At 69.9% G+C, this 23,659-nt stretch carries 22 protein-coding genes and 2 pseudogenes; 9 read left to right on the top strand and 15 right to left on the bottom strand.

Features of this window, described 5'->3' with window-relative positions; translation table 11 throughout:
- Positions 1-206 precede the first annotated feature (206 nt).
- The 3 genes from JHW38_RS11770 to JHW38_RS11760 form a co-directional block, all read right to left on the bottom strand.
- The gene (locus JHW38_RS11770) at positions 207-1,148 is read right to left on the bottom strand and encodes an electron transfer flavoprotein subunit alpha/FixB family protein (RefSeq protein WP_207526086.1); all 942 of its coding nucleotides are present in this window, start codon (positions 1,146-1,148) and stop codon (positions 207-209) included.
- On the bottom strand, positions 1,148-1,894 hold the full coding sequence (locus tag JHW38_RS11765; RefSeq protein ID WP_207526085.1) for an electron transfer flavoprotein subunit beta/FixA family protein: 747 nt from the start codon (positions 1,892-1,894) through the stop codon (positions 1,148-1,150). Before JHW38_RS11765 ends, JHW38_RS11770 begins: the two co-directional genes overlap by 1 nt.
- 167 nt (positions 1,895-2,061) lie before the next feature.
- Positions 2,062-2,904, bottom strand: a complete 843-nt coding sequence (locus JHW38_RS11760) for a D-hexose-6-phosphate mutarotase (protein WP_207526084.1) — start codon at positions 2,902-2,904, stop codon at positions 2,062-2,064.
- Between the two features lie 174 nt (positions 2,905-3,078).
- Here JHW38_RS11760 and JHW38_RS11755 point away from each other — a divergent pair, with 174 nt between their 5' ends.
- Positions 3,079-4,491 carry a mannose-1-phosphate guanylyltransferase/mannose-6-phosphate isomerase gene (locus JHW38_RS11755; RefSeq protein WP_207526083.1) on the top strand — a complete coding sequence of 471 codons (1,413 nt, stop codon included), beginning with the start codon at positions 3,079-3,081 and terminating at the stop codon, positions 4,489-4,491.
- Positions 4,492-4,664: 173 nt separating this feature from the next.
- Here the strand turns inward: JHW38_RS11755 and JHW38_RS11750 are convergent, their stop codons facing one another.
- Positions 4,665-5,576 (bottom strand): ATP-grasp domain-containing protein, encoded by a 912-nt coding sequence (locus JHW38_RS11750; RefSeq protein ID WP_207526082.1) that lies wholly within the window; start codon positions 5,574-5,576, stop codon positions 4,665-4,667.
- A gap of 128 nt (positions 5,577-5,704) precedes the next feature.
- On the opposite strand from JHW38_RS11750, the gene JHW38_RS11745 reads away from it, so the two are divergent.
- On the top strand, positions 5,705-6,421 hold the full coding sequence (locus tag JHW38_RS11745; protein ID WP_207526081.1) for a CoA transferase subunit A: 717 nt from the start codon (positions 5,705-5,707) through the stop codon (positions 6,419-6,421).
- Positions 6,422-6,452: 31 nt separating this feature from the next.
- Complete coding sequence (locus tag JHW38_RS11740; protein WP_207526080.1) at positions 6,453-7,085, top strand: CoA transferase subunit B; 633 nt, start codon at positions 6,453-6,455, stop codon at positions 7,083-7,085.
- Positions 7,086-7,232: 147 nt separating this feature from the next.
- Here the strand turns inward: JHW38_RS11740 and JHW38_RS11735 are convergent, their stop codons facing one another.
- On the bottom strand, positions 7,233-8,888 hold the full coding sequence (locus JHW38_RS11735) for an electron transfer flavoprotein-ubiquinone oxidoreductase (RefSeq protein WP_207526079.1): 1,656 nt from the start codon (positions 8,886-8,888) through the stop codon (positions 7,233-7,235).
- Between the two features lie 241 nt (positions 8,889-9,129).
- Between JHW38_RS11735 and JHW38_RS11730 the strand changes: the two genes are divergently transcribed.
- Positions 9,130-9,750, top strand: a complete 621-nt coding sequence (locus JHW38_RS11730; RefSeq protein ID WP_207526345.1) for an alpha-ketoglutarate-dependent dioxygenase AlkB family protein — start codon at positions 9,130-9,132, stop codon at positions 9,748-9,750.
- Between the two features lie 16 nt (positions 9,751-9,766).
- Positions 9,767-10,033: a hypothetical protein gene (locus JHW38_RS11725; protein ID WP_207526078.1), complete on the top strand. Its 267-nt coding sequence runs from the start codon at positions 9,767-9,769 to the stop codon at positions 10,031-10,033.
- Between the two features lie 452 nt (positions 10,034-10,485).
- Here JHW38_RS11725 and JHW38_RS11720 read toward each other — a convergent pair whose 3' ends face one another.
- The 7 genes and pseudogenes from JHW38_RS11720 to JHW38_RS11690 form a co-directional block, all read right to left on the bottom strand.
- A complete protein-coding gene (locus tag JHW38_RS11720) occupies positions 10,486-11,676 on the bottom strand; it encodes a glycoside hydrolase family 16 protein (protein ID WP_207526077.1) in 1,191 nt (396 codons plus the stop codon).
- Between the two features lie 117 nt (positions 11,677-11,793).
- Positions 11,794-12,192, bottom strand: coding sequence for a hypothetical protein (locus JHW38_RS11715; RefSeq protein ID WP_207526076.1), 399 nt, complete (start codon positions 12,190-12,192; stop codon positions 11,794-11,796).
- Between the two features lie 25 nt (positions 12,193-12,217).
- Positions 12,218-12,880 (bottom strand): ABC-type transport auxiliary lipoprotein family protein, encoded by a 663-nt coding sequence (locus tag JHW38_RS11710; RefSeq protein WP_207526075.1) that lies wholly within the window; start codon positions 12,878-12,880, stop codon positions 12,218-12,220.
- Positions 12,881-12,930: 50 nt separating this feature from the next.
- Positions 12,931-13,869 (bottom strand): MlaD family protein, encoded by a 939-nt coding sequence (locus JHW38_RS11705; protein WP_207526074.1) that lies wholly within the window; start codon positions 13,867-13,869, stop codon positions 12,931-12,933.
- A 34-nt stretch (positions 13,870-13,903) separates the two neighbouring features.
- Positions 13,904-14,788: a CPBP family intramembrane glutamic endopeptidase gene (locus JHW38_RS11700; protein ID WP_207526073.1), complete on the bottom strand. Its 885-nt coding sequence runs from the start codon at positions 14,786-14,788 to the stop codon at positions 13,904-13,906.
- A 113-nt stretch (positions 14,789-14,901) separates the two neighbouring features.
- Positions 14,902-15,720: pseudogene (locus JHW38_RS11695) on the bottom strand (ABC transporter ATP-binding protein); the annotation flags it as partial.
- 82 nt (positions 15,721-15,802) lie between these two features.
- Positions 15,803-16,924 (bottom strand): ABC transporter permease, encoded by a 1,122-nt coding sequence (locus tag JHW38_RS11690; RefSeq protein ID WP_207526071.1) that lies wholly within the window; start codon positions 16,922-16,924, stop codon positions 15,803-15,805.
- Positions 16,925-17,100: 176 nt separating this feature from the next.
- On the opposite strand from JHW38_RS11690, the gene JHW38_RS11685 reads away from it, so the two are divergent.
- The gene (locus JHW38_RS11685; RefSeq protein ID WP_207526070.1) at positions 17,101-18,351 is read left to right on the top strand and encodes a threonine/serine ThrE exporter family protein; all 1,251 of its coding nucleotides are present in this window, start codon (positions 17,101-17,103) and stop codon (positions 18,349-18,351) included.
- Positions 18,352-18,505: 154 nt separating this feature from the next.
- On the opposite strand, the pseudogene JHW38_RS11680 reads toward JHW38_RS11685, so the two are convergent.
- The 3 genes and pseudogenes from JHW38_RS11680 to JHW38_RS11670 all read right to left on the bottom strand — a co-directional run.
- Positions 18,506-18,886, bottom strand: a pseudogene (locus JHW38_RS11680) (H-NS family nucleoid-associated regulatory protein); the annotation flags it as partial.
- A gap of 512 nt (positions 18,887-19,398) precedes the next feature.
- The gene (locus tag JHW38_RS11675) at positions 19,399-21,111 is read right to left on the bottom strand and encodes a proline--tRNA ligase (RefSeq protein WP_207526068.1); all 1,713 of its coding nucleotides are present in this window, start codon (positions 21,109-21,111) and stop codon (positions 19,399-19,401) included.
- Between the two features lie 145 nt (positions 21,112-21,256).
- The gene (locus JHW38_RS11670; RefSeq protein ID WP_242691335.1) at positions 21,257-21,745 is read right to left on the bottom strand and encodes a DUF4124 domain-containing protein; all 489 of its coding nucleotides are present in this window, start codon (positions 21,743-21,745) and stop codon (positions 21,257-21,259) included.
- 121 nt (positions 21,746-21,866) lie between these two features.
- Between JHW38_RS11670 and pssA the strand changes: the two genes are divergently transcribed.
- The 3 genes from pssA to rimI are packed head-to-tail and all read left to right on the top strand — an operon-like array spanning position 21,867 to position 23,541.
- Positions 21,867-22,652 carry a CDP-diacylglycerol--serine O-phosphatidyltransferase gene (gene pssA, locus JHW38_RS11665; protein ID WP_207526067.1) on the top strand — a complete coding sequence of 262 codons (786 nt, stop codon included), beginning with the start codon at positions 21,867-21,869 and terminating at the stop codon, positions 22,650-22,652.
- Positions 22,649-23,050: a hypothetical protein gene (locus JHW38_RS11660; protein ID WP_207526066.1), complete on the top strand. Its 402-nt coding sequence runs from the start codon at positions 22,649-22,651 to the stop codon at positions 23,048-23,050. The genes pssA and JHW38_RS11660 overlap by 4 nt, the downstream gene beginning before the upstream one ends.
- Entirely contained in the window at positions 23,047-23,541 is a 495-nt protein-coding gene (gene rimI, locus JHW38_RS11655; RefSeq protein ID WP_207526065.1) for a ribosomal protein S18-alanine N-acetyltransferase, read from the top strand. The genes JHW38_RS11660 and rimI overlap by 4 nt, the downstream gene beginning before the upstream one ends.
- The last annotated feature ends 118 nt before the right edge of the window (positions 23,542-23,659 follow it).

The following is a 23,659-nucleotide window of genomic DNA, read 5'->3' as shown; positions in this document are numbered from 1 at the left end:
CTCTCGCTTCTTGTTGTACGGGGCGGCAGGCGCGCGATCTGGAAGATGGTTCGATTGCCGGATTTTGAGGGCTCCGTGCGAACCCGTACACAACCGCTTATAAGATGAAAACCGGCGCGAGGCCGGTTCAGGAAGACGCTTGCGGCGGCGAACGACTGAGGAGGCCGAGGGCGCGCCACGGCGCCCTGCGGCCTGCCAGCACTTACTCAGCCCAACGCCGCTTCCAGCTCCGGCAACAGCTTGAACAAATCCCCCACCAACCCGATGTCCGCGATCTCGAAGATCGGCGCCTCGCCGTCCTTGTTGATCGCGACGATGGTGCCGGCGTCCTTGATGCCGGTCAGGTGCTGGATCGCGCCGCTGATGCCGACGGCGACGTACAGCTCGGGGGCGATGATCTTGCCGGTCTGGCCGACCTGCAGTTCGTTCGGGACGTAGCCGGCGTCGACCGCGGCGCGCGAGGCGCCGACGGCGGCGCCGAGCTTGTCGGCGAAGTCGTAGATGATCTTGAAGTTCTCCTGCGAGCCGACGCCGCGGCCGCCGGAGACGACGCGCTTGGCGCTCTGCAGGTCGGGACGGTCGGACTTGCCGGCGGCCAGGCCGATGTAGCGGGTGTGGGCGGGCAGGGCGGCGTCGACGGACGCGGCTTCGACCGCGGCGCTGCCGCCGCCGGCCGCTTCCGGCCACGAGGCGGTGCGCACGGTCGCGACCACGGCGTGGTCGGCCGGGGCTTCGACGGTGACGATGGCGTTGCCGGCGTAGATCGGGCGCTTGAAGGTGTGGCTGGCTTCGACCGCCATCACGTCCGACACCTGGGCCACGCCGAGCAGCGCGGCCACGCACGGCATCAGGTCCTTGCCGAAGGTGGTCGAGGGGCCGAACACGTGGCTGTAGCCCTTCGCGACCGCGGCGACCTGCGGCGCCTGGACCTGGGCGATGGCGTTGGCGTTGGCGGCGTTGGCCACGGTCAGCACCTTGGCCACGCCGGCGATCTGCGCGGCCTGCGCGGCGACGGCGGCCGGGTCGGCGGCGAGCACGACGATGTCGATGGACTCGGGCTTGAGCGCCTGCGCGGCCGACACGCACTTGGCGGTCGACGCGTTGAGCTTGCCTTCCAGATGTTCGGCGACGATCAATACCTTGCTCATCACAGCAACCCCTTCTGCTTCAGTGCGGCGACCAGTTCGGCCGCGTCCTTGACCATCACGCCCTTGCTGCGCTTCGGCGGCGGCGCGTAATGGGTGGTCTTGAGCGTGTCGCCGGCGTCGACGCCGAGGTCGGCGAACGCGATGGTCTCCAGCGGCTTGCTCTTGGCCTTCATGATGTCGGGCAGCTTGATGAAGCGCGGCTCGTTGAGGCGCAGGTCGGTGGTGACCACCGCCGGCAGATCCACTTCCAGGGTTTCCAGGCCGGCGTCGACTTCGCGCGTGACCGTGGCCTTGCCGTCCGCTACTTCGAGCTTGGACGCGAAGGTCGCCTGCGGGCGGCCCCACAGCGTGGCCAGCATCTGGCCGGTCTGGTTGGCGTCGTCGTCGATGGCCTGCTTGCCGAGGATGACGATGTCCGGCTGTTCCTTCTCGATCAGCTTGAGCAGCGCGCGCGCCGCGGTCAGCGGTTGGATCGGCTGGTCGCTGACCACGTGCACGGCGCGGTTGGCGCCCATCGCCAGGCCGTTGCGCAGGTGCGCCTGGGCGTCGGCGGGGGCGATGGTGGCGACCACGACTTCGGTCGCGATGCCCTTGTCGCGCAGGCGCAGCGCTTCTTCCAGGGCGATTTCGTCGAACGGGTTGGCCGACAGCTTGACGCCGTCGGTGATCACGCCGGAACCGTCCGGTTTGACCTGGATGCGGACGTTGTAGTCCACCACGCGCTTGTAGCCGACGAGGATCTTCATCGTGCGGGATTTCCTTGTGGGGGGTGTGCGGCCGGGGACGGCCGACAGCCCTCGATTGTAGCGGAGACGGCCAGCCGACGCAGTCGCCCGCAAACCCGCGCCGGGCAAGGCTTGCGGGCGCGACGCGCGGGCACAGCGACGGTGGCCGCGCGACGCCCCGGCCCGGTTCAGCCGCCGATGCGGTACTGCGAGGACGAGCTTTCCACCACCAGGATCTGCGCCCCGGTCCAGACCTGGCCGGGTTCCAGCCGCACCGGCTGCAGCACCTGCGCGGCTTCCACGCAGACGAAGCGGCGGTGGCCGTCGGGTTCCAGGTCGGCCATGCCGGCGGCCAGTTCGGCACCGGGATTCCACACCACGGTGTCGGCGAAGCCCTCGGCTTCGCAGCGCAGCATGTGCTCGCCGTCGGTGATGCGCAGCGGCCGGCGGGTGTCGGGGTAGATGCGGTCGACCTCGCCGTCGAAGCGCACCGGCGCGTCGCTGGCCGGGCGGGCCGCGCCGCCGTCGGCCGAGTCGAGGTACGGCCGGTCTTCCAGCCCGTGGACCAGGGCCGCGGCGACGTCGGCCACGGCCAGGTAGGTGTGCAGGGCGGCGCTGAACTCGAACGCGGCGCGGTCGGCGTTGCGTACGGTCAGGGCGATGCGCAGGCGGTCTTCGCCGGGTTCCAGGTCGAGTTCGGCCTCGAACCGGTGCGGCCAGTGGCGGCGGGTTTCCTCGCGGTCGCGCAGCCGGAACGACAGCCGTTGCGGCTGCCGTTCGGCCTCCCAGGTCAGGGTGCGGGCGAAGCCGTGGCGGGGGCCGTCGCCGCGTTCGGCGAACTGCGGGAAGATCACCGGCACGCCGCCGCGGATCGCCTTGCCGGCGCCGAAACCGGCGTTCGGGCTCAGGTACAGGCGCTCGCGGCCGCGGCAGTGCCACGACAGCAGGTGCGCGCCGAACGCGCTGGCCTGGATCCGCGAGTCGCCGGGGCCGTTCAGGTGCTGGGGAGCGGGCAGGTTGGGCGCGTTCATCGTTCCGTCCGTGGGCTGCGAGGGGGGCAGCATGGCGGCGCGGAGCGAACCAAGCTGGCACGCCGGTCATAGTACCGGGGCTCGGACTCGTCCGGTTTAGCGGCCGTGAAGCCGGCGCGAACGGGGGTTCGGCTATCCTTGTCGCCCCTTTTCGTTCCGAAATCTGGAGCCAGGATGCTTCACCCCGTCGTTCTCAGTGGTGGCAGCGGTTCGCGCCTGTGGCCGCTGTCGCGCCAGAATCAGCCCAAGCAATTCCTTTCGCTGATCGGCGACCACTCGTTGTTCCAGGAAACCCTGCTGCGCGCCAACGCGCTGCCCGACACCGGCGCCCCGGTCACCGTCTGCGCCGAAGACCACCGCTTCATGGTCGGCGAGCAGTTGCAGGGCATCGGCGTGGCCAACGGCGCGATCCTGCTGGAGCCGAGCGCGCGCAACACCGCGCCGGCGATCGCCCTGGCCGCGCTGCACCTGGTCGCGCAAGAGCCCGCGGCGACCATGCTGGTGCTGCCGGCCGATCACCTGATCGAAGACGTCGACGCGTTCCGCGACGCGGTCGCGCGCGCCGCGGTGCTGGCCGAGCAGGACTGGCTGGTCACCTTCGGCATCACCCCCGATTACCCGGAAACCGGCTACGGCTACATCGCCCGCGGCGAAGCGCTGGGCGAGGACGGCTATAAGGTCAGCCGCTTCGTCGAGAAGCCCGACCAGGCCACCGCCGAAGGCTATGTCGCCGCCGGCACCTATGCCTGGAACTCGGGCATGTTCCTGTTCAAGGCGCAGCGTTATCTGGACGAGCTGCAGAAGCTGGCGCCCGGCATCCTCGAAGCCGCGCGCGCCGCCTACGCGCAGGCCAGCCGCGACCTCGACTTCATCCGCGTCGGCAAGGACGCGTTCGCGGCCAGCCCGAACAATTCCATCGACTACGCGGTGATGGAGAAGACCGACCGCGCCGCGGTGGTGCCGGTCAGCTGCGGCTGGAGCGACATCGGCTCGTGGTCGTCGCTGTGGGCGGTGGCCGAGCGCGACGACGACGGCAACCGCTACGAGGGCGACGTGATTTCGGTCGACACCCGCGACAGCCTGGTGCGCGCGTCGGAGCGGCGCATGATCGCGACCATCGGCGTCGAGGACCTGGTCATCGTCGATACGCCCGACGCGACCCTGGTCGCGCGCAAGGACCGGGTGCAGGACGTCAAGACCATCGTCGACAAGCTCAAGCAGGCCGGGCGCCAGGAGCACTTGTTCCACCGCAAGGTCTACCGCCCGTGGGGCAATTACGACTCCATCGACATGGGCCCGCGCTTCCAGGTCAAGCGCATCGAGGTCAAGCCCGGCGGCGTGTTGAGCCTGCAGAAGCACCACAAGCGCGCCGAGCACTGGATCGTGGTGTCGGGCGTGGCCGAGGTCACCTGCGACGAGAAGGTGTTCGAGCTGCGCGAGAACGAGAGCACCTACATTCCGCTCGGCAGCGTGCATCGCCTGCGCAACCGCGGCACCGAGCCGGTCGAGCTGATCGAAGTGCAGTCGGGCAGCTATCTGGGCGAGGACGATATCGTCCGGCTCGAGGACGTGTACGGGCGTTCGTAAGTGTTCGTTCGAGGCGATAAAAAAAGACCGGCTCAGGCCGGTCTTTTTTTCGCGATCTACCTGTAGGAGCGGCGCGAGCTGCGACTGCGACAACGCAACTACGCCGAAACTCTCGCCGCAGGCGCGTTGTCGCAGTCGCGGCTCGCGCCGCTCCTACAGGTAGGCATCGAAACTCACCCGGCCGCCGACGTGGCCAGCAATTCGTCCAGCACCTGCGCGAACCGCTCCGCGCTGCCCGGCGCGTGGGCGAAGAACAACGACGGCTCGCACAGCTCCAGCTCCAGCAACTGCGGCTGTCCCTGCGCGTCGCGGATCAGGTCGACCCGCGCGTACGCCAGCGGTTCCTCCAGGTCGAGCCGCGCGCCGGTGGCGTTGAGCGCGTGCAGGGCGACGGTGCGCTCGTCGTCGCCGGCTTCGCGGGCGTTGATGCGCTCCACCGCGCGCAGGTTCAGCGCGTCCTCGCGTTGCAGCATCGCGCCTTTGCGGATGGCGTGGCTGAAGACGCCGTTGAAGTGGATCAGCGCGGTCTCGCCGTCGCGGTCGACCGCGGCGAGATATGGCTGCAGCATCGCGCCGCGGCCCTCGTCGAGCAGCCGCGCCAGATGGTTGGCGGCGGCGAACTCCTGCGCGCGCACGTAGCGCTGGGTGTCGCGCGAGCCGGCGCTGACGGTCGGCTTGACCACGAACTCCTCGGCGTCGGCGTGCGCGGCGAGGAATTCCTGCAACGCCGGCAGCGGGTCCATGTCCGGTTCGACGAAGGCGGTGGGCACCACCGGCACGCCGCGCGCGGCGAGGTCGGCGAGATAGCGCTTGTCGCTGTTCCAGCGCAGCACCGGCCAGGGATTGAGCAGCCGGCTGGCGGCGTCGACGCGCGCGCACCAGTCCAGGAACTCGGCGTAGCGCTCGGTGTAGTCCCACGGCGAGCGCAGCAATACGGCGTCGTATCGGGCCCAGGCCACGCTGGGGTCGTCCCAGGCGCGGATTTCGGCGTGCAGGCCGCGGGCGAGGCAGGCGTCGAGCAGCGGCGACAGGTCGTCGTCCTGTCCGGCGCTGGCGATGGCGGTGACCAGGGCGAGTCGGCTCATGCCGCAAGTCTAGCGTCGGCGCGCAATCAAGGCACCGTTGCGGTGCTGTGCCGGTATTGCCCGAAAGTCCGCTGCTGCCGCGGCGGGGGCCGCGCTAAACTGGGCGCATCCCTCACAGGAGCTGTCCCATGGCCGACGCGGTCGCCGCCAAGAGCAAGTTGTATCCCAACGCCCACGACGCGCTGCAGGGCGTGGTCGCCGACGGCCAGACCCTGGCGGTCGGCGGGTTCGGCCTGTGCGGCATTCCCGAAGCGCTGATCGGCGCGCTGCGCGACAGCGGCGCCAAGGGCCTGACCGCGATCTCCAACAACGCCGGCGTCGACGGTTTCGGCCTCGGCCTGCTGCTGGAAACGCGCCAGATCAAGAAAATGATTTCGTCCTACGTCGGCGAGAACAAAGAGTTCGAACGCCAGTTCCTGTCCGGCGAGCTGGAACTCGAATTCAACCCGCAGGGCACCCTGGCCGAGCGCCTGCGCGCCGGCGGCGCCGGCATCCCGGCGTTCTTCACCCGCACCGGCTACGGCACGGTCGTGGCCGAAGGCAAGGAGACGCGCGAGTTCGACGGTCACCATTACGTCATGGAAACCGCGCTCAAGGCCGACGTGTCGCTGGTCAAGGCGTGGAAGGCCGACAAGTCCGGCAACCTGGTGTTCCGCAAGACCGCGCGCAACTTCAATCCGGCCTGCGCGATGGCCGGCAAGGTCTGCATCGCCGAAGTCGAGGAACTGGTCGAGGTCGGCCAGATCGATCCGGACCACGTGCACCTGCCGGGCATCTACGTCGACCGCATCGTGGTCAACGCCACGCCCGAGAAGCGCATCGAGCAGCGCACCGTGCGCGCCTGAGGCCGCCGCCCCTTTCTTTGAGGAATTCGAAATGCCCTGGACCCGCGACGAAATGGCGCAGCGCGCCGCGCAGGAACTCACCGACGGCGCCTACGTCAATCTCGGCATCGGCTTGCCGACCCTGGTCGCCAACTTCATCCCCGACGGCATGGACGTGTGGCTGCAATCGGAAAACGGCCTGCTCGGCATCGGCCCGTTCCCGACCGAAGCCGAAGTCGACGCCGACCTCATCAACGCCGGCAAGCAGACCGTCACCGCGCGTCCCGGCGCCAGCTACTTCGGCAGCCACGACAGCTTCGCGATGATCCGCGGCGGCCACATCGACCTGGCCATCCTCGGCGCCATGCAGGTCACCCATAAAGGCGATCTGGCCAACTGGATGGTGCCCGGCAAGATGGTCAAGGGCATGGGCGGCGCGATGGATCTGGTCGCCGGGGTCAAGCGCGTGGTCGTGCTGATGGAGCACACCGCCAAGAACGGCGAGCACAAGATCCTGCCCGAATGCACGCTGCCGCTGACCGGCCTGGGCGTGGTCAACCGCATCATCACCGAGTTGGCGGTCATGGACGTGACCGCCGACGGCCTGGTGCTGGTCGAGTCCGCGCCGGGCGTCGGCGAGGACGAGTTGCGCGAGAAGACCGGGGTCGAACTGCGCCGGGCCTGAGCGCCGCGCAGGCCCGTTGTATCGAAAAGCCGCCGCGAGGCGGCTTTTTCGTTCCCGCAACCGAGTCGCCCGGCCCGGCGCGCAAACGCAACGGCCCGCGATCGCCGGGCGAGCGCGGGCCGTTGCGGCAGCGGGCGCGAACGCCGGCTACATGTTCTGGTAATTCGGCCCCGACCCGCCCTCCGGCGTGACCCAGGTGATGATCTCGTACGGGTCCTTGATGTCGCAGGTCTTGCAGTGCACGCAGTTGGCGGCGTTGATCTGCAGGCGCTTGGCGCCTTCCTCCTCGACGATCTCGTAGACGCCGGCGGGGCAGAAGCGCGTGCAGGGGTTGCCGTACTCGCTGGCGCACTGGGTCACGCAGACGTTGGTGTCGGCGACCTTGAGGTGCACCGGCTGGTCTTCGTCGTGTTCGGTCGCGGCGAAGTACACGCCGGCGAGACGGTCGCGCGGGGCCAGGGTGCGGTCGGCGTAGTCGCGCTTGGGCTGTTCGGCTTCGCCGAGCTTGTCCAGCGACGGCCAGTCGGCCTTGTTCTTCAGCGTCCACGGCGAGCCGCCGGCGGTGACCGTTTCCCAGGCCGCGTTGAGCATGCCGAACCAGAAGCCCTTCTTGAAGCCGGGCTTGATGTTGCGCACTTTCTTGAGCTCGGCCATCGCTTCGGACGCGCGCAGCTTGGCGTCGAAGCCGGCGCTGTCGAGCTGCGGCTGCGCGGCCAGATGCTCGGCGGCGAGCATGCCCGAGCGGATCGCCTGATGGGTGCCCTTGATCTTGGGCACGTTGAGCAGGCCGGCGGTGTCGCCGATCAGCAGCGCGCCGGGCATGTCGAGCTTGGGCAGCGACTGCCAGCCGCCGGTGACGATCGCGCGCGCGCCGGAGGAAACGAGGTTGCCGCCTTCCAGCAACGGCTTGATCAGCGGGTGGTTCTTCCACTGCTGGAACGCTTCCCAGGGCTTGTAGTCCGGGTCGCTGTAATCCAGGCCGCTGACGTAGCCCAGGGCGATGCGGCCCTTGTCCAGGTGATAGAGGAAGCTGCCGCCGTAGGTGCGGCTATCGGCCGGCCAGCCGACGCTGTGCACGATCTTGCCCGGGGTGGTGCGGTCCTCGGGGACCTGCCACAGCTCCTTGATGCCGATCGAATAGCCTTGCGGATCGCTGTCGGCGTCGAGCTCGAAGCGCTTGATCAGGCGCTTGGTCAGATGGCCGCGCGCGCCTTCGGCGAACACGGTGACCTTGGCGCGGATGTCGATGCCGGCGGTGAAGCCGGGCTTGTGGGTTCCGTCCTTGGCGATGCCCATGTCGCCGATGCGCACGCCGGCGACGCGGCCGTCGGGGTCGTGCAGGGTCTCGGCGGCGGCGAAGCCGGCGTAGATCTCCACGCCGAGCGCTTCGGCCTGCGGCGCCATCCACGCGCACATCGCGCCGAGGCTGACGATGAAGTTGCCGTGGTTGTTCATGTCCGGCGGCACGATCGGCGACTTGTAGCCGCCGGTCTTGGTCATGAACCAGAACTCGTCCTGCCCCGCGGGCACGCAGATCGGCGGCGGGTTGTCGCGCCAGCCCGGCAGCAGCGCGTCCAGCGGCGCCGGCTCGATCACCGCGCCGGACAGGATGTGCGCGCCGATGGTGCTGGACTTCTCGATCACGCAGACCGACAGCTCCGGATTGAGCTGCTTGAGCCGGATCGCGAACGCCAGGCCGGACGGGCCGGCGCCGACGGTGACGACGTCGTATTCCATGACGTCGCGTTCGATCTCGATGGCTGGCGTGTCGGACGGGACCGTGCCGGTCGGCTGTTCGCTCATGCTGGCGGTACTCTTGCGTGCAATCCCGCCATTGTCGCGGGTTTGCCCGGCAGGCGCCATTTCCGCCGGCGCGAATCGCGGCCCGGGCCGCGTCGGCGGGCGCAAAGTGCGTGCGTTCGGTGCGCGTTTGAAACGGTTTCCAGCCGGATCGGTGCGGTCGGGTATGGAGCTGCAGGGGGCTGCGGCGCAGCGCAAGCTACGGATCGCGGCGGCCGCGCCGCGCGTGCTAGCGTGCCGGCCGATGCCGCCGACCCGACTGCCGCTGCAAGACGCCGAACTGGCCTACGACCCGCACTGGCTGGACGCGGATGCGGCCGATGCGCTGTACGCCGCGGTGCTGGCGCAGACCGCGTGGGAGGTGCACCGCATCCGCCTGTTCGGGCGCGAGCACGATTCGCCGCGGCTCAGCAGCTGGATCGGCGACGCGCAGGCGCGCTATCGCTATTCGGGGGCCGAGTTCCGCCCGCATCCGTGGCCGCCGGCGTTGCTGCCGGTGCGCGAGCGGCTGGCGCGCGAACTCGGCGCGGCGTTCAACAGCGTGCTGGCCAATCGCTATCGCGACGGGCGCGACGCGATGGGTTGGCACAGCGACGACGAGCCCGAACTGGGGCCGGCGCCGACGATCGCCTCGCTGAGCCTGGGCGCGCGGCGGCGGTTCGCGCTGAAGCATCGGCGCGATCCGGGCCTGAAGGCCGCGTTGGAGTTGGGACACGGCAGTTTGCTGGTGATGTCAGGGCCGACCCAGGCGAATTACCGGCATGCGTTGCCGCGCACGGCGCGGCCGGTCGGGGAGCGGATCAATTTGACGTTTCGGGTGATACGGCCGCGGATGCGGCCGGGTCTGCCGGACACGAACCGGTGAGGGTGCGATGTCTGCGATGACGGTCGATTGCCTTGCCTGTGGCGGCGAAGCGCAGTCTGTGGCCGGCGAGGGAACCGCGATGATCCGGTTCGCGTGCGGCGAATGCGGCCGCGAATTCGCGGGGCTGATCGTTCCGGCGCCGGAGCCCGGCTCGGCGCCGGCCGCGTATCGGGCGATCGTGGATGTGCCGTCTTCACCGGCGCAGGCGAGCAAGCTTCGAATGCGGTTGGGCCGGGCCTTGGCGCAAGTGCCGGGTTTTTACTTGAGCGATCTCGAACGGTAGGCGGCCACAGGTCTGAATGCGTGGGACTTGGGGCGTTACTACGCAGGCAGCGAGGGTTACGACGGCAGCCGCGATTTGGCCGAGCGGGCCGCGGCGCAGGTGGGCGTGGAGCTTCGGTTCGTGCCAGTGGAGTGAAGCGCGCGCAATGCGGCGAGCGCTGTCGCGGACAGGGCAGGGCAGGGCAGGGCGCGGCGTTCTGAGCGCATCGCTTCGGGCCTGAAGGCCCTCCCATCCGAGCCCAGAGCGCCGGGCCTGAAGGCCCACCCACCAGAGCGGGCGCGGCCCGGTATGAGGCCCTCGGTGGGAGGGCCTTCAGGCCCGACGCTCTGCGCTCGGGCGCGGCCGGTCTTCGAACGGCGCCGCTTCGAATCGCGCCGCCAACAACCGCATCGGTTTTCGAGCGGCTGCGCTTGCGGCCGCTGCGCTGCGGACCGCTGCGCATCGATCCGCGCTTACGGCCGTTGCCACGCGCGGATGTAATCGACGTACGTCGTCTCCGACTGCGTCGACGCCGCCGGCGGCTTGACCGAATAGACGAAGTGATCGACCAGGATCGAGCTGTCGATCTGGCTGGCGTTGCGGGTCGTGCGCACCAGCTTGCCGTCGATGTAGAAGCGGGTCGCGTCGGGCGCGATGTCGGCGCCGTAGACGTGCCAGCCGGCGCTGGGATCGAAATCGATGTCGAGCGGATACGCGTCGAGTTCCTCGGCGCCGTTGCGGACCACGTACTGGTTCAAGTACAGCCGGCGCTTGTTGTCGGAGTAGTACTCGAACACGTCGGTCTCGTTCCACTGCTGCGCGCCGGGCGCCTGGAAGGTCCAGAACGCGGGCCAGAATCCGGCCAGCGCCGGCAGCTTCATGCGCGCCTCGATGAAGCCGTAGCGGAAGTTGTAGCGCTTGTGCGAGGACAGCAGGCACGAGGTCCAGTCGTAAGTGCGGCCCGACGGCGAGCGCACACGTTCGCGTTTGGCCAGCATGCGCAGCGCGCCCGCGGACACCGAGCAGTTCGCGGCCTGGTTCCATTCCAGTTGCTGGTTGCCGGGATTGCCGTGGCCGTTGTCGGACTCGGCCGAGGAATTGTCGGCCCACTTGTTCCAGTCGACGGCGGCGGCGTTGAACTCGTCGCCGAACTTGTAGACCCAATTCGTGCCGGCGCCCAACGGACGCGTCGTCGACGGATCGCCGCCCGACGGTGCGGCGGCGACGGTGAAGCTGCGTTCCGGCGCGAGGCTGGTCCAGCGTCCGCCGGCGTAGTACGACAGCCAGTAGCGGTATTGGCCGGGCGGGAACTGCGCGCTGCCGGTCAGCTCGCGCACGCTCGCATCGACGCGGTAGTTGTTCTGGTGGCCGAGGTCGAAGCTACGGTCCTGCGCGTCGCGCACGGCGAACACGATCTGATCGTAGGTCTCCGGCTGCGCGCTTTGCAGGCGCGCGCCGAACAGCACGCTCTGGCTCGCGTCGGGTGCCTGCAGGTCGCGGCCGATCGCGCGCAGCGGCGTGGCGTTGACGGTTTCGTAGTCGATCGTGCCGGCCGGGGTGGCCTGGGCCAGGCCGATGCACGCGGCCGCTTCCAGGCCCAGCGCGAGCGCGAGCAGCGCGCGGCGGCGCGCGTTGCGGCGGCGTTTCGAATAAGGAACGAGCATGGCGAACTCCGGGACGCACGGGGAATCGGCGCGCAGTCTAGGAGTGCGATCGGCTGCGGCCCGTGCCGGCGATCACTTGTTACAACGCTGTCGGAAAGCTGTCGCCGTGGCGCGGGTTCAGGGCATGCCGACGATCAGCGAACTCAACGACTTCCAGAGGAAATCGCCCAGCGCGTAAGAGCCGGCCGCCAGGAGCCAGATCGTAACGTTTCGCGCCCAGCGCAGCTTGCCGGCGCGCAGCCGCGGCAGGCTCAGAGCCAGGCACAGCGCCGATGCCGCTATCAATGAGTACTGGACGTAATCCTGCAAGGCTTGTAAGCCTGCGATTTCGTCCGTGCGCGCAGGCACGGCGAAGAACCCCGCTTGCGAGAAGCGATATGAATTGCCGCCCACGTTCGCGGCCACCACAAGCAACATCAGCAGACAGATCGCCGCCGCGACGAAGCCGGAAAACAGCGCGCGCTGCGGCGGCGGCTGCGGAACCGCAGCGCGCGCAACGGTGTACGGATCGTCCATGTCGTTGCGAACGGATTCGCCGGGTTCAGCGCTGGTGGATCTTCTCGTGCGCATCGCCCGACACCAGCGTCCACCCGGCGATCTCGCCCGTGCTCGCCGCCAGCGAACGCTCGAACGCGGCGACCACGTCGCGCACTTCGGCGCTCGCGGCCGGAGTGGAATGCAGGAAGGTGCGCGAGGCGACGACCGTCTGGTCGGTGGTGTGGAACAACTTGGCGTTGATCTCGATCACCGCCGACGGCAAGGCGTTGCCGGCGTAGTCGGATTCGAACCGGCGCAGGTCCAGCACCAGCTTGTACTGCGCGCCGATGCCGCTGCCCTGGCGCGCGACCGCGGCGATCTTGCCGGAGTCCTCCAGCGTGCGCAGCAGCGCGTCCTCGATCATGCTGCTCGGCAGCTTGGCCCAGGCCGCGCCCTTGTAGACCTGGATCTCGTCGCCGCTGGGGCGCACCGCGATGCGCAGGCTGTCGATCATGCGCGCCGCGTTCGGCGCGCTCAGCGACAACTGCCAGTTCGCCTGCGGCCAGGACGGATCGGCCGGCACGCGCGGGTCGGGCGCGTACTGGGTGGTCGGGTTCTTCGGCTTCTCGTCGAGAATCGAGCAGCCCGACAGCGCCAGCGCGGCGGCGAGGCCGGCGCCGATCAGGCGCAGCGCGGCGGCGGGGCGGAGGGCGCGGGTCGTCGTCATGGTCGGGGTGCTCGCGTGGCGGCGGGGCGTGCGGCTCGTCGGAAGAATGCTCATCGGGCGGCCTTCTCCGGCTCGAATTCCTTGGCCGCGTCGCGGCCGAGCAGGTAGCGGGTCGGGTTGCTGTCGAGGCGGTCGCTGATCCGGCGCAGGTCGCGCACCAGCGAACGCAGTTCGGTCAGGGTCGGGCCGAGCTGGGCCAGCCCGTCGTTGGCGAAGCTGCTGATCGCGGCGCGGTTGTCGTTGAGGATGCCGTTGGCGCCGGAAGCGGCCGAATCGAGCTTGGTCAGGGTGCTGTCGAGCTTGTCGATGACGCCCGGCAGCTTCTGCGCCAGTTCGCGGTCGACGCTTTCGACGGCGCGGTTGGTGGTGGCCAGGGTCTGGCTGAGCTGCTGGCTGGATTTCTTGGCGTTGGCGATCAGCTCGCGCAGGTCGCCGCGCTGGTCGGCGATCGAGCCGGTCAGCGATTCGATGTTGGCCAGGGTGTTGGAGACGTGCTTGACGTTGTCGTCGCTGAGCACCTGGTCCAGGCGCGCGACCAGCCGGTTGGCGGTGTCGGCGATGTTCTGCAGCGCCGAGGCTTCGGTCTGGATGATCGGCACGTCGCCGTTGCCCGACTCGGCCAGGCGCGGGCTGTTCGGGCTGCCGCCGGTGAGCTGGATGATCGGGGTGCCGGTGATGCCGGTCAGCGACAGCTTGGCGCGGGTGTCGGTCTTGACCGGCGCGTCGGCCTGCAGGCGCAGCTTGGCGATGACCCGGCGCGGATCGTCCGGCGCCAGGCTGAGCTGCTGCACGGTGCCCACGCCGATGCCGTTGTATTGCACGGTGCTGCCTTCCGACAGGCCGGTGACCGGCTCGTTGAAGATCACCGCGTACTCGCGCCAGCTCTTCTCCGAGGAGTACTTGGCCGCCCACAAGGCGAACAGCAGCAGGAACAGCGTCACCACGATGGTGAACGCACCGATCAGCACGTAATTGGCCTTGGTTTCCATCAGGCACCTTCGAACGGCGTGAGCCCGGCCGGCATCATGCCAGCATGGGGTAGGTGAACAGGGTGAAGTGCAGGAGGTTCAGGCCGAAGTGCGCCAGCACCGCGGCGGCCAGGCCGCCCTTGCGGTAAGCCCAGCCGTAGGCCAACCCCGCCAGCGTGGCCGCGATCGCGAACCGCCAGCCGCCGCCGAGGTGGACCAGCCCGAACGCCAGCGCCGCGACCGCGATCGCCGCGTGCGCGCCCCAGCGCTGCGCCTGCCAGCGCCTCAGCAGGCTTTCCTGCAGATAGCCGCGGAACATCGCTTCCTCGGTCAGCGCCACCAGCAGCAGGTTGTTGAGCGCCCACAGCGCGCCGAACCACGGCCACTTCGGCGCCCAGGCGATCAGGCCCAGAGCGACGCCGAGGCCGAGGCACAGCACCGCCGCGGCCGCTGCGCCGGCCAGCCCCGCGCCCAGCGACGTCGCCAGCGGGCGCGGGCCGTCGCCGTACAGGCGCAGCAGCGGCCAGCACAGCAGCAGCCAGAAGCCGGCCAGCGGCTTGTCGAAATTGAAGTACAGCGACATCGGCGCCGCGTCGGCGCTGAGGCGCACATCGGCGAGCAACTGCGGATTCCGGAAGCCCGGCAGCAGATGCAGGCCGAGCGCGAATGCGGTCAGCACGAACAGCACGTGGCCGCCGATGCGCGCCGCGCGCGGCCGCGCCGGGCGCACCAGCCACGCCGCCAAGGCGAGCAGGGCCAGCGAGATCAATGCCGGCGGCGCGAGCAGCCCGCGCGCGAACGCGGCGGCCAGCGCCAGCGCCAGCAACGCGAGGGTCGCGGCGCGCGCCTTCGGCCACCACAGCGTAGCCGCGGCGGCGCACAACAAACCCCAGAGCGACACGCTCCACAGCGTGCCGGGTTCGGCGAGCCAGGCGTTCATCGGGCCGGGGCATCCTCGTCCGCGCCTTGTGCCGGATCGCGCCCGCCGGCGCCGTGCGCGCGGCTGGCATGCGCACTGTCGGAGCGCGTGTCCCGGCCGTGTTCGTTCTTGTCGCGCGCCACCTGCGCGGCGCGCGCGCGCGGGCCGTGGAAGTATTCCTGCACCCACGGATGGTCGAGCTTTTCGACCTCCTGGATCGGCGCGCAGGCGATGACCTTCTTGTCGGCCAGCACCGCGATGCGGTCGCAGATCGCGTACAGCGTGTCCAGGTCGTGGGTGATCAGGAACACGGTCAGGCCCAGCGCCTGCTGCAGGGTGCGGATCAGCCGGTCGAACGCGGCCGCGCCGATCGGGTCGAGGCCGGCGGTGGGTTCGTCGAGGAACAGCAAAGGCGGGTCCAGCGCCAGCGCGCGGGCCAGGCCGGCGCGCTTGCGCATGCCGCCGGACAGCTGCGACGGCAGCTTGTCGATCGCGTCGGCCGGCAGGCCCGACAGCTTGACCTTCAGCAGCGCCAGTTCGTAGCGCAGCGAATCGGGCAGCTCGCTGTGGTACTCCTTCAGCGGCACCTGCACGTTCTCGCCGACGGTCAGCGAGGAGAACAGCGCGCCGTCCTGGAACAGCACGCCGGTGTTGCGTTCGATCTCGCGGCGCAGCTGCGGATCGGCGCTGCGCGCGTCGATGCCGAGCACTTCGATCTGGCCGGCGTTGGGCTTACGCAGGCCCAGGATCGACCGCATCATCACCGACTTGCCGGTGCCCGAGCCGCCGACCACGCCGATGATCTCGCCGCGCTTGACGTCCAGGTCGAGGCCGTCGTGGACGACCTGCTCGCCGAAATGGTTGACCAGTCCGCGGATGCGGATGATGACGTCGTCGGCGGCTTCGCCGCCGTCGACGTCGGGATTCGGGATTTGGGATTCGGGATTCGTCACAGCGGGCTCCTCGCGATCCGCGCGCTCGCGCACGGGCTTCGCCTTTCAACGAATCCCGAATCCCCAATCCCGAATCCCGGCCTCACCAGCCCATCTCCATGAACCAGATCGCGAAGAACGCGTCCAGCACGATCACCAGCGAGATCGACTGGACCACGCTGGAGGTGGTGCGTTCGCCGACCGACTGCGCCGTGCCCTTGACCTGCAGGCCTTCCAGGCAGCCGATCAGGCTGATCAGCAGGGCGAAGATCGGCGCCTTGACCATGCCGACCAGGAAATGGCGCAGCTGCATGGTGTCGTGCATGCGCGCCAGGTATTGCTGCGGCGGAATGTCCAGGCCGTAGGCGCCGACGGTGAGGCCGCCGAGCAGGCCGGCGATCATCGCGATGAAGGTCAGCAGCGGCAGCATCACCAGCAGCGCCAGCACCCGCGGGATCACCAGCAGGTCGACCGGGTCCATGCCGAGGGTGCGGATCGCGTCGACCTCCTCGCGGCTGACCATCGCGCCGATCTGCGCGGTGAACGCGCTGGCGGTGCGGCCGGCCAGCACGATCGCGGTCAGCAGCACGCCGAACTCGCGCAGGAAGGCGATGCTGACCAGTTCGACCACGAAGATGGTCGCGCCGAAATCCTTGAGGATGGTCGAGCCGAGGAACGCGACCACCGCGCCGACCAGATAGCACAGCAGCGCGATCAGCGGCACCGCGTCGAGGCCGACCTGCTCCATGTGGTGGACGGTGGCGGTGGGGCGGAAGCGGCCGGGGTTCTTGAACAGCCGCAGCATCTTCACCAGCGTTTCGCCGAAGAAGGCGACCAGCGCCAGCACTTCCTTCCAGTTGTCGGTGACCGCGAAGCCCAGCCGCGCCAGCGCGGCCTGGAAGCCGTACTCGCGCTTCTTCTTCGGGCGTTCGTCGGCGACGTCCTCGATCGCGCTGACCAGCGCGCGATGGCTGTCGTGGAAGCGGAAGATGCCGTCGAAATCGAGCTTGTGCCGGCGCGCGAAGCGCATCAGCTGCAGCACCCCGACCGAGTCCAGGCGCTGCACCGAGGTCGCGTCGACCTCGGCCACCGCATGCGGCGCGTGCTTGAGCGCATCGCCGATGGCCAGCGCGTGCTCGAGCGTCCAGCAGCCGGAAAGCCGCAACCGCGAGGGCTCTTCGCCCTCGGCGGTGAGTTCCGGCGCTTGCGTGGTCGATACGGTCATAGGGCCTCGGGCGGGAGGATACAGGCTAGGCACGACGAGGTGAGTGTCGCGTGGACCGCGCAGTTCATGCGCCGGCCGGGCGGCCGGGGGCCGCGATGACGCGATCGCAACGCGGCCCGGCCGCAGCGCGCGGCCCCGCTGCCATGCGGCGCGCGCGCGTGCCATGCTTCGCCGATATGTCCACCCCGCATCCGCTCAGCGCCACCAGTTACGCCGCCCGCATCGCCTTCGTGGTCGAGCTGGCCGAACGCCTGCACAGCTACGGGACCACCTCGCAGCGCCTGGAAGGCGCGGTCACCGCGGTCGCCTCGCGGCTGCGCCTGGAGTGCGAGCCCTGGTCCAATCCGACCGGGCTGATCCTGACCTTCAGCGACCCGCAGCGGCCGCTCGGCGAAAGCGACACCACCCGGGTCATCCGCCTGCCGCCCGGCGAGAACGATCTGTACCGGCTCAGCGAAACCGACCGCATCGCCGAAGAAGTGATGGCCGGACGGCTGGATCTGGCCGCCGGCCACGCCGCGCTGGAGGCGCTGGACCGTCCGCGCACGCGCCGCTGGCGGACGATGCAGGTGATCGGCTACGGCCTCGCCGCCGGCGCGGTCGCGGCGCTGCTGCGGCTGCCGTGGCTCGACATCGCCGTGGCCGCGGTCAACGGCTTGATGATCGGCCTGCTGGTCGACGTGTCCGGCCAGCGCCCGCGCCTGCGCGAAGCGCTGGAGGCGATCGCCGGCATGTTCGCCGCCGCGGTGGTGGTGCTGGTGGCCAATTACGTCGCGCCGCTGAATCAGAACACGGTCATCATCGCGTCGCTGATCGTGCTGCTGCCGGGTATGGCGCTGACCAACGCGGTCAACGAATTGACCAGCCAGCATCTGGTCTCGGGCACCGCGCGCTTCGCCGGCGCGGTGACCACGGTGGTGAAACTCGCGGTCGGCACGGTGATCGGGCTGTACCTGGCCGATCTGGTCGGGCTGGAGCCGGTGGTGCGGGCGTGGCGGCCGCAGGAAGGCTGGGTCGAATGGTGCGGGCTGGCGGTGGCGTGCTACGCGTTCGCGGTGCTGTTCCGCGCCCACCGCAACGATTATCCCAAGGTCATGGCCGCGGCCGCCGGCGGTTATCTGATCTCGCGTTTCGTCGGCCTGGCCTGGGGCAGCCCGGCGGGAATCTTCCTGGCCGCGCTGGTGATGACCGCGCTGGGCAATGCGTATGCGCGCTGGGGCAACCGGCCCGGGGCGATCATCCGGGTGCCCGGGATCATCCTGCTGGTGCCCGGCAGCGTCAGCCTGCGCGGGCTGTTGAACATGCTGCAGCAGCAGGACGTGCAGGTCGGGCAGGATGCGTTGCTGGCGGTGGTGAATATCCTGCTGGCGCTGATCGCCGGATTGATATTCGGGAATCTGTTGCTGCCGTCGCGGCGGAATTTGTAAATCGGGATGGGGGATCGGGCGCGGTGATTCGTCTGCGCGCGAGGGATGGCGTAGCGATGGGTTTTCTGCGGCGTCAAAAAAGCAAAAAGCAAATGAAAACGCCGGCTCAAGGCCGGCGGTTTCGGGGGATTTTGCTTTTACTGCGAGATTACTTGATCAGGAACTCGTCCAGCTTGCGCCCGCCGGCGGTATAAGCGGCCAGCCAACGCGGCTGCTTGCCGCGGCCGGTCCAGGTTTCGCCGGGATTGGCCGGGTTGCTGTACTTCGGCGCGACCTTGCCGAGCGGCTTGCGCGCCTTGCGCGCGGCCGGGGCGGCGGTCTTGGCGGCCTTGGCCGGGCGGCCGGCGCGCGCGGCGGGAGCGGCGCCGCCGAACAGTTCTTCCAGGCTGTAGCCCTCGGCCTTGAGCAGGGCGACGACTTTCTTGCGGACCGCGGCGACGGGCTTGCGCTTGTTGAGCGTGGTCTTGCGCTTCTTCGCCTGGCTGATGAGGCTTTCGAGTTCTTTCGCGGACAACGCAGAGATATCGATCGTCATGGAGCCTCCGGGAGTATTGGTCGGAATATCGGCCAGTCCCTGGCACGCGGCAGCATAGTAAGGGCAGCGCCGGATCACGTAAATGCCGCCGCGATATATCCCCGCATATTTAACAGGGGACGACACTAATCGGATCGCGCGGCGCGCGGGTAAGCCGGCCCGGCCCGCGGCAGCGCCGCGGCGGGCGAAAGCGTTGGAAACAAAGGCGGCGGCGCGGTTCGCGCGCACAGCGACGGGCGCCGGCGCGGCCGCGCGCAACGGCGCCGGCTGCGCGCCCGCGCCCGGTGCGGGCCGGTGCGGGTGTCGGAGTATCGGGCGGTTATCGGCGCGAATGTCGCGCAACGCGACGGCGGTTATCTAAACCGGGCACGAAACCTGCTTGTGAAAAGGCGCCGCCCCAGGCGGGGCGGCGCTTTCGAATCGCTGCGAGCCGTCGCGCGGCGCCGGTTCGGGCGCCGAACGAGGCCGGGCCGGGCCCGATCCAAGCCTGGTCGGGCCCGGCCGGAGCCGAATCAGGCGCCGATCCGCGCCAGCACCGCGGCGCGATCGAGATTCTCCGCCGCTTCGCTGCGGCGGTGACGGTATTCGAAGGTGCCCGCGGCCAGGCCGCGTTCGGACACCACGACCCGGTGCGGCACGCCGATCAGTTCCATGTCGGCGAACATCGCGCCCGGGCGCAGGCCGCGGTCGTCCAGGGCGGCGTCGACGCCGGCCTTGAGCAGGTCCTGGTACAGCGCCTGCGCGGCGTCGGCGACCGCGGCGTCGTTCTTCGGATTGATCACGCACACCACCGCCTGCCACGGCGCCATCGCCTCGGGCCAGGCGATGCCGGCGTCGTCGTGGTTCTGCTCGATCGCCGCGGCGACGATGCGCGACACGCCGATGCCGTAGCAGCCCATCGCCGGGGTCGCGGCCTTGCCGTTGACGTCGAGCACGCTGAGCTTCATCGCCTCGGCGTACTTGCGGCCGAGCTGGAACACGTGGCCGACCTCGATGCCGCGGGCGATGCCGAGCGTGCCCCGGCCGTCGGGCGAGGGATCGCCGGCGACCGCGTTGCGGATGTCGGCGACCTCGCCCGGCTCGGCCAGATCGCGGCCCCAGTTGACCCCGGCGAGGTGGTAGCCGTTGTCGTTGGCGCCGACCACGAAGTCGGCCAGCGCGGCGACGCTGCGGTCGGCGATGACCCGGATGGCGCGCTTGGGCCCGACCGGGCCGAGGAAGCCCGGCTGCGCGCCGAGGTGCTCGAGGATTTCCGCTTCGGTCGCCAGCCGGTATTCGGCCAGGCCGGCGAGCTTGGACAGCTTGATCTCGTTGACGCTGTGGTCGCCGCGCACCAGCGCCAGGGCGAACTGCGGCGCGCCGTCGGCGTCGCTGCCGACGACGGCGACCGACTTGACCGTGCGCGCCAGGGCCAGGCCGAGCAGCGCGGCCACGTCCTCGCAGGTCTTCTGGGTCGGCGTTTCGACCTTGCGCAACGCCTCGCCGGCCGCCGCGCGCGGACCCGGCGAAACCGCCTCGGCCAGTTCGACGTTGGCGGCGTAGTCGGAACCGTCGGAGAACGCGATCGCGTCCTCGCCCGAATCGGCCAGCACGTGGAACTCGTGCGAGGCGCTGCCGCCGATCGCGCCGGTGTCGGCGAACACGGCGCGGAACTTCAGCCCCAGGCGGGTGAAGATGCGGCCGTAGGCGTCGTACATGTTCTGGTACTCGCGGCCCAGGTCCTCATCGCTGAGGTGGAAGGAGTAGGCGTCCTTCATCAGGAACTCGCGCGCGCGCATGACCCCGAAGCGCGGGCGGATCTCGTCGCGGAACTTGGTCTGGATCTGGAAGAAATTGACCGGCAGCTGCTTGTAGCTGGCCAGTTCGTTGCGGGCGAAGTCGGTGATGACTTCCTCGTGGGTCGGCCCGTAGCAGTACCAGGCTTCCTTGCGGTCCTGCATCTTCAGCAACTGGCCGCCGAACTTCTCCCAGCGGCCGGTTTCCTCCCACAGTTCCTTCGGCTGCACCGCCGGCATCAGCACTTCGATCGCGCCGGCCGCGGTCATCTCCTCGCGCACCGCGCGCTCGACCTTGCGCAACACGCGCAGGCCCAGCGGCGACCAGGTGTACAGGCCCGCGGCGAGCTTGCGGATCATGCCGGCCTTGAGCATCAGCTTGTGGCTGACGATCTCGGCTTCGGCGGGCGTTTCCTTGCTGGTATGGAGATGGAACTGCGACAGGCGCATCGTCGGGATTCGTAAGCGGGAAAGGGCGACAGTTTGCCATGCGGGCGCGGCCGGCTGGCGCGGCGCCGCCGCGGCGCCGGCGCGCGGACGAAAAAAAACCGCCGCGCGGGGCGGCGGTTTCTGCGCTGCGCGGCCGCCGCGGCGGTTACTGGTCGCTGCGCTGCTCGGGCTTGGTGCCGCTCGACCCGGCCGCGGAGGCGGGCGCGGGCGGCGTCGGGTTGCAGTAGGCGCGGATCGAGGTTTCGGCCAACTGCACCTGGGCGGCGCGCTGCTGGGCGTCGAGGACGTTGTCGGGCTTGCCGTCGCCGTTGTTGTCGACCCCGACCGGGCCGGCGCCCTGCAGTTGCTTGAGGTTGGCGCGGGCGTTCACGCACGGGGCGCTCTCGCCGGTCGTGGTCACCGCGGCGGTCTGGCTGGCGGTGCCGCTCTTGTTGCGGATGACCCGGTTCTTGACCTGGCCGCCGCTGGCCTGGGCCGGCGGCGGCGAGTCGGAGTAGTGGGTGACGCCCTGGGCGTCCTTCCACTGGTACAGGTCGGTGGCGGCGGCCGGGAAGGCGGCCAGGACGGCCAGGACGGCGCCCAGGCCCAGCGCCGGCAGGGCGCGACGGGCGGAAATTCGGGACATGCGGGACATGTAAGGCTCCGGAAGCAGGGCAGCGGAACGTCGGAAAGCGCGGACCAGGCCGCGGTACGGCGGGGGGAAACGGAATTGCAGCATCCTGCCATGACGACGGCAAGCGCTACACTTCCCAGTTATGGAACCCCAACCCTCGCCGCGCCCGCGCGGACGCGGCATTTACCTGCTGCCCAACCTGTTCACCACCGGCGGCATGTTCGCCGGCTTCTACGCGATCATCGCCGCCACCCAGGGCCGCTTCGACGAGGCCTGCATGGCGATCTTCGTCGCCGCCATCCTCGACGGCGTCGACGGCCGGGTCGCCCGGCTGACCAACACCCAGAGCGAATTCGGCGTGCAGTACGACTCGCTCGCCGACCTCATCAGCTTCGGCCTGGCGCCGGCGCTGGTGATGTACCACTGGGCGCTGGAGGCGACCAAGCTCGACGGGGTGATCCCCGGCAAGATCGGCTGGGTCGGCGCGTTCCTGTACGCCGCGTGCGCGGCGCTGCGCCTGGCCCGCTTCAATTCCCAGGTCGGCCAGGTCGACAAGCGCTGGTTCATCGGCCTGGCCAGCCCAGCCGCGGCCGGACTGGTCGCCAGCTTCGTCTGGACCTGCCACAGCTTCGACCTGTCCGGCGAAGACCTGCGCTACGCCGCGCTGGCGGTGACCGTGGTCGCCGGCCTGCTGATGGTGAGCCGGATGCGCTACGTCAGCTTCAAGGGCAGCGGCCCGCGCAACGACCGGGTGCCGTTCCTGGCGATCCTGGTGGTGGTGGCGGTGCTGGTGGCGATCGCGATCGACCCGCCGCGGGTGCTGCTGGCGATCTTCGCGCCGTACGCCTTGTCGGGCCCGGCGCAGGCGATCTGGCGGCGCATGCGGCGCGCGCCCGAGCCGCCGGCCGGCGGAGCGGGGGCGGCATGAGCGGGCTGTGGGACGCGCAGCAACGCGAGTGGCTGCAGGCGATGGGCTATTCGGTGCTGGCCCTGGCCGGCGACGAGAGCGCCGCGCCGGCCGCCGAGGCGCCGGTGCGCGGCGAAGGCGCGCGTTCCCGATCCGGCGAACGCGGCGACGGCGCGCGCAGCGACAACCTGCCTCGCGAAAGCGCGCGGCGTCCCGCCGCCGCGCCCGAACGGCGCGCCGCCGACGCCGGCGACGCGCTGCTGCGCAATCTGCTGCGCGCCGCCCGGCGCGAGCCCGGCGACGCCGACGTGCAGGCCCTGTTCGACCCGGCCGGCTTGCGCGCGCCCGCGGCCAAGCGCGCGCTGTGGCCGCGCCTGCGCGCGCTGCGCCGCGCCGGCGCGCGAGGCCCGCGCGGATGAGCGCGCTGGCGCCGGACCTGGACGACGCCGCCGCCGCGCCGGGCGCGTTGCGGCCGATGCGCGAGGACGACCTCGACGCGGTCCACGCCATCGAGATCCGCGCCTACGAATTCCCCTGGACCCCGGGCATCTTCCGCGACTGCCTGCGCGCGGACTATCCGTCCTGGGTGCTGCTCGACGACGGCCGCATCCTCGGCTATTTCCTGATGAGCGTGGCCGCCGGCGAGGCGCACGTGCTCAACGTCTGCGTCGCGCCCGAAGCGCACGGCTGCGGCCACGGCCGCCGCCTGCTGCGCGCCTTGCTGCGCATCGCCCGCGGCCGCGGCGCCGAGCGGGTGTTCCTGGAAGTGCGCCCGTCCAACCCCGGCGCGATCGCGCTGTACCACAGCGAAGGCTTCAACGAGATCGGCCGCAGGCCGCGTTACTACCCGGCGCGGGGCGGGCGCGAGGATGCGTTGGTGATGGCGATCGAGTTGCTGGGCGAGGCTTAGGTCGCGGCGGATCGTCGTGCGGTCATTCCTGCGACGGCGGCTGCGTTCTCGTTTCGGCGAGGCCGAACAACCGGCTTCATCGCGGCATGACTCTGAAGTCTCTGGATCCCCGCGTTCG

This window comes from Lysobacter enzymogenes (genome assembly GCF_017355525.1).
GTDB classification, from domain to species: domain Bacteria; phylum Pseudomonadota; class Gammaproteobacteria; order Xanthomonadales; family Xanthomonadaceae; genus Lysobacter; species Lysobacter enzymogenes_C.
The sequence above is the reverse complement of the archived record's forward strand: the minus strand, read 5'-3'. Positions and strand labels throughout refer to the sequence as shown.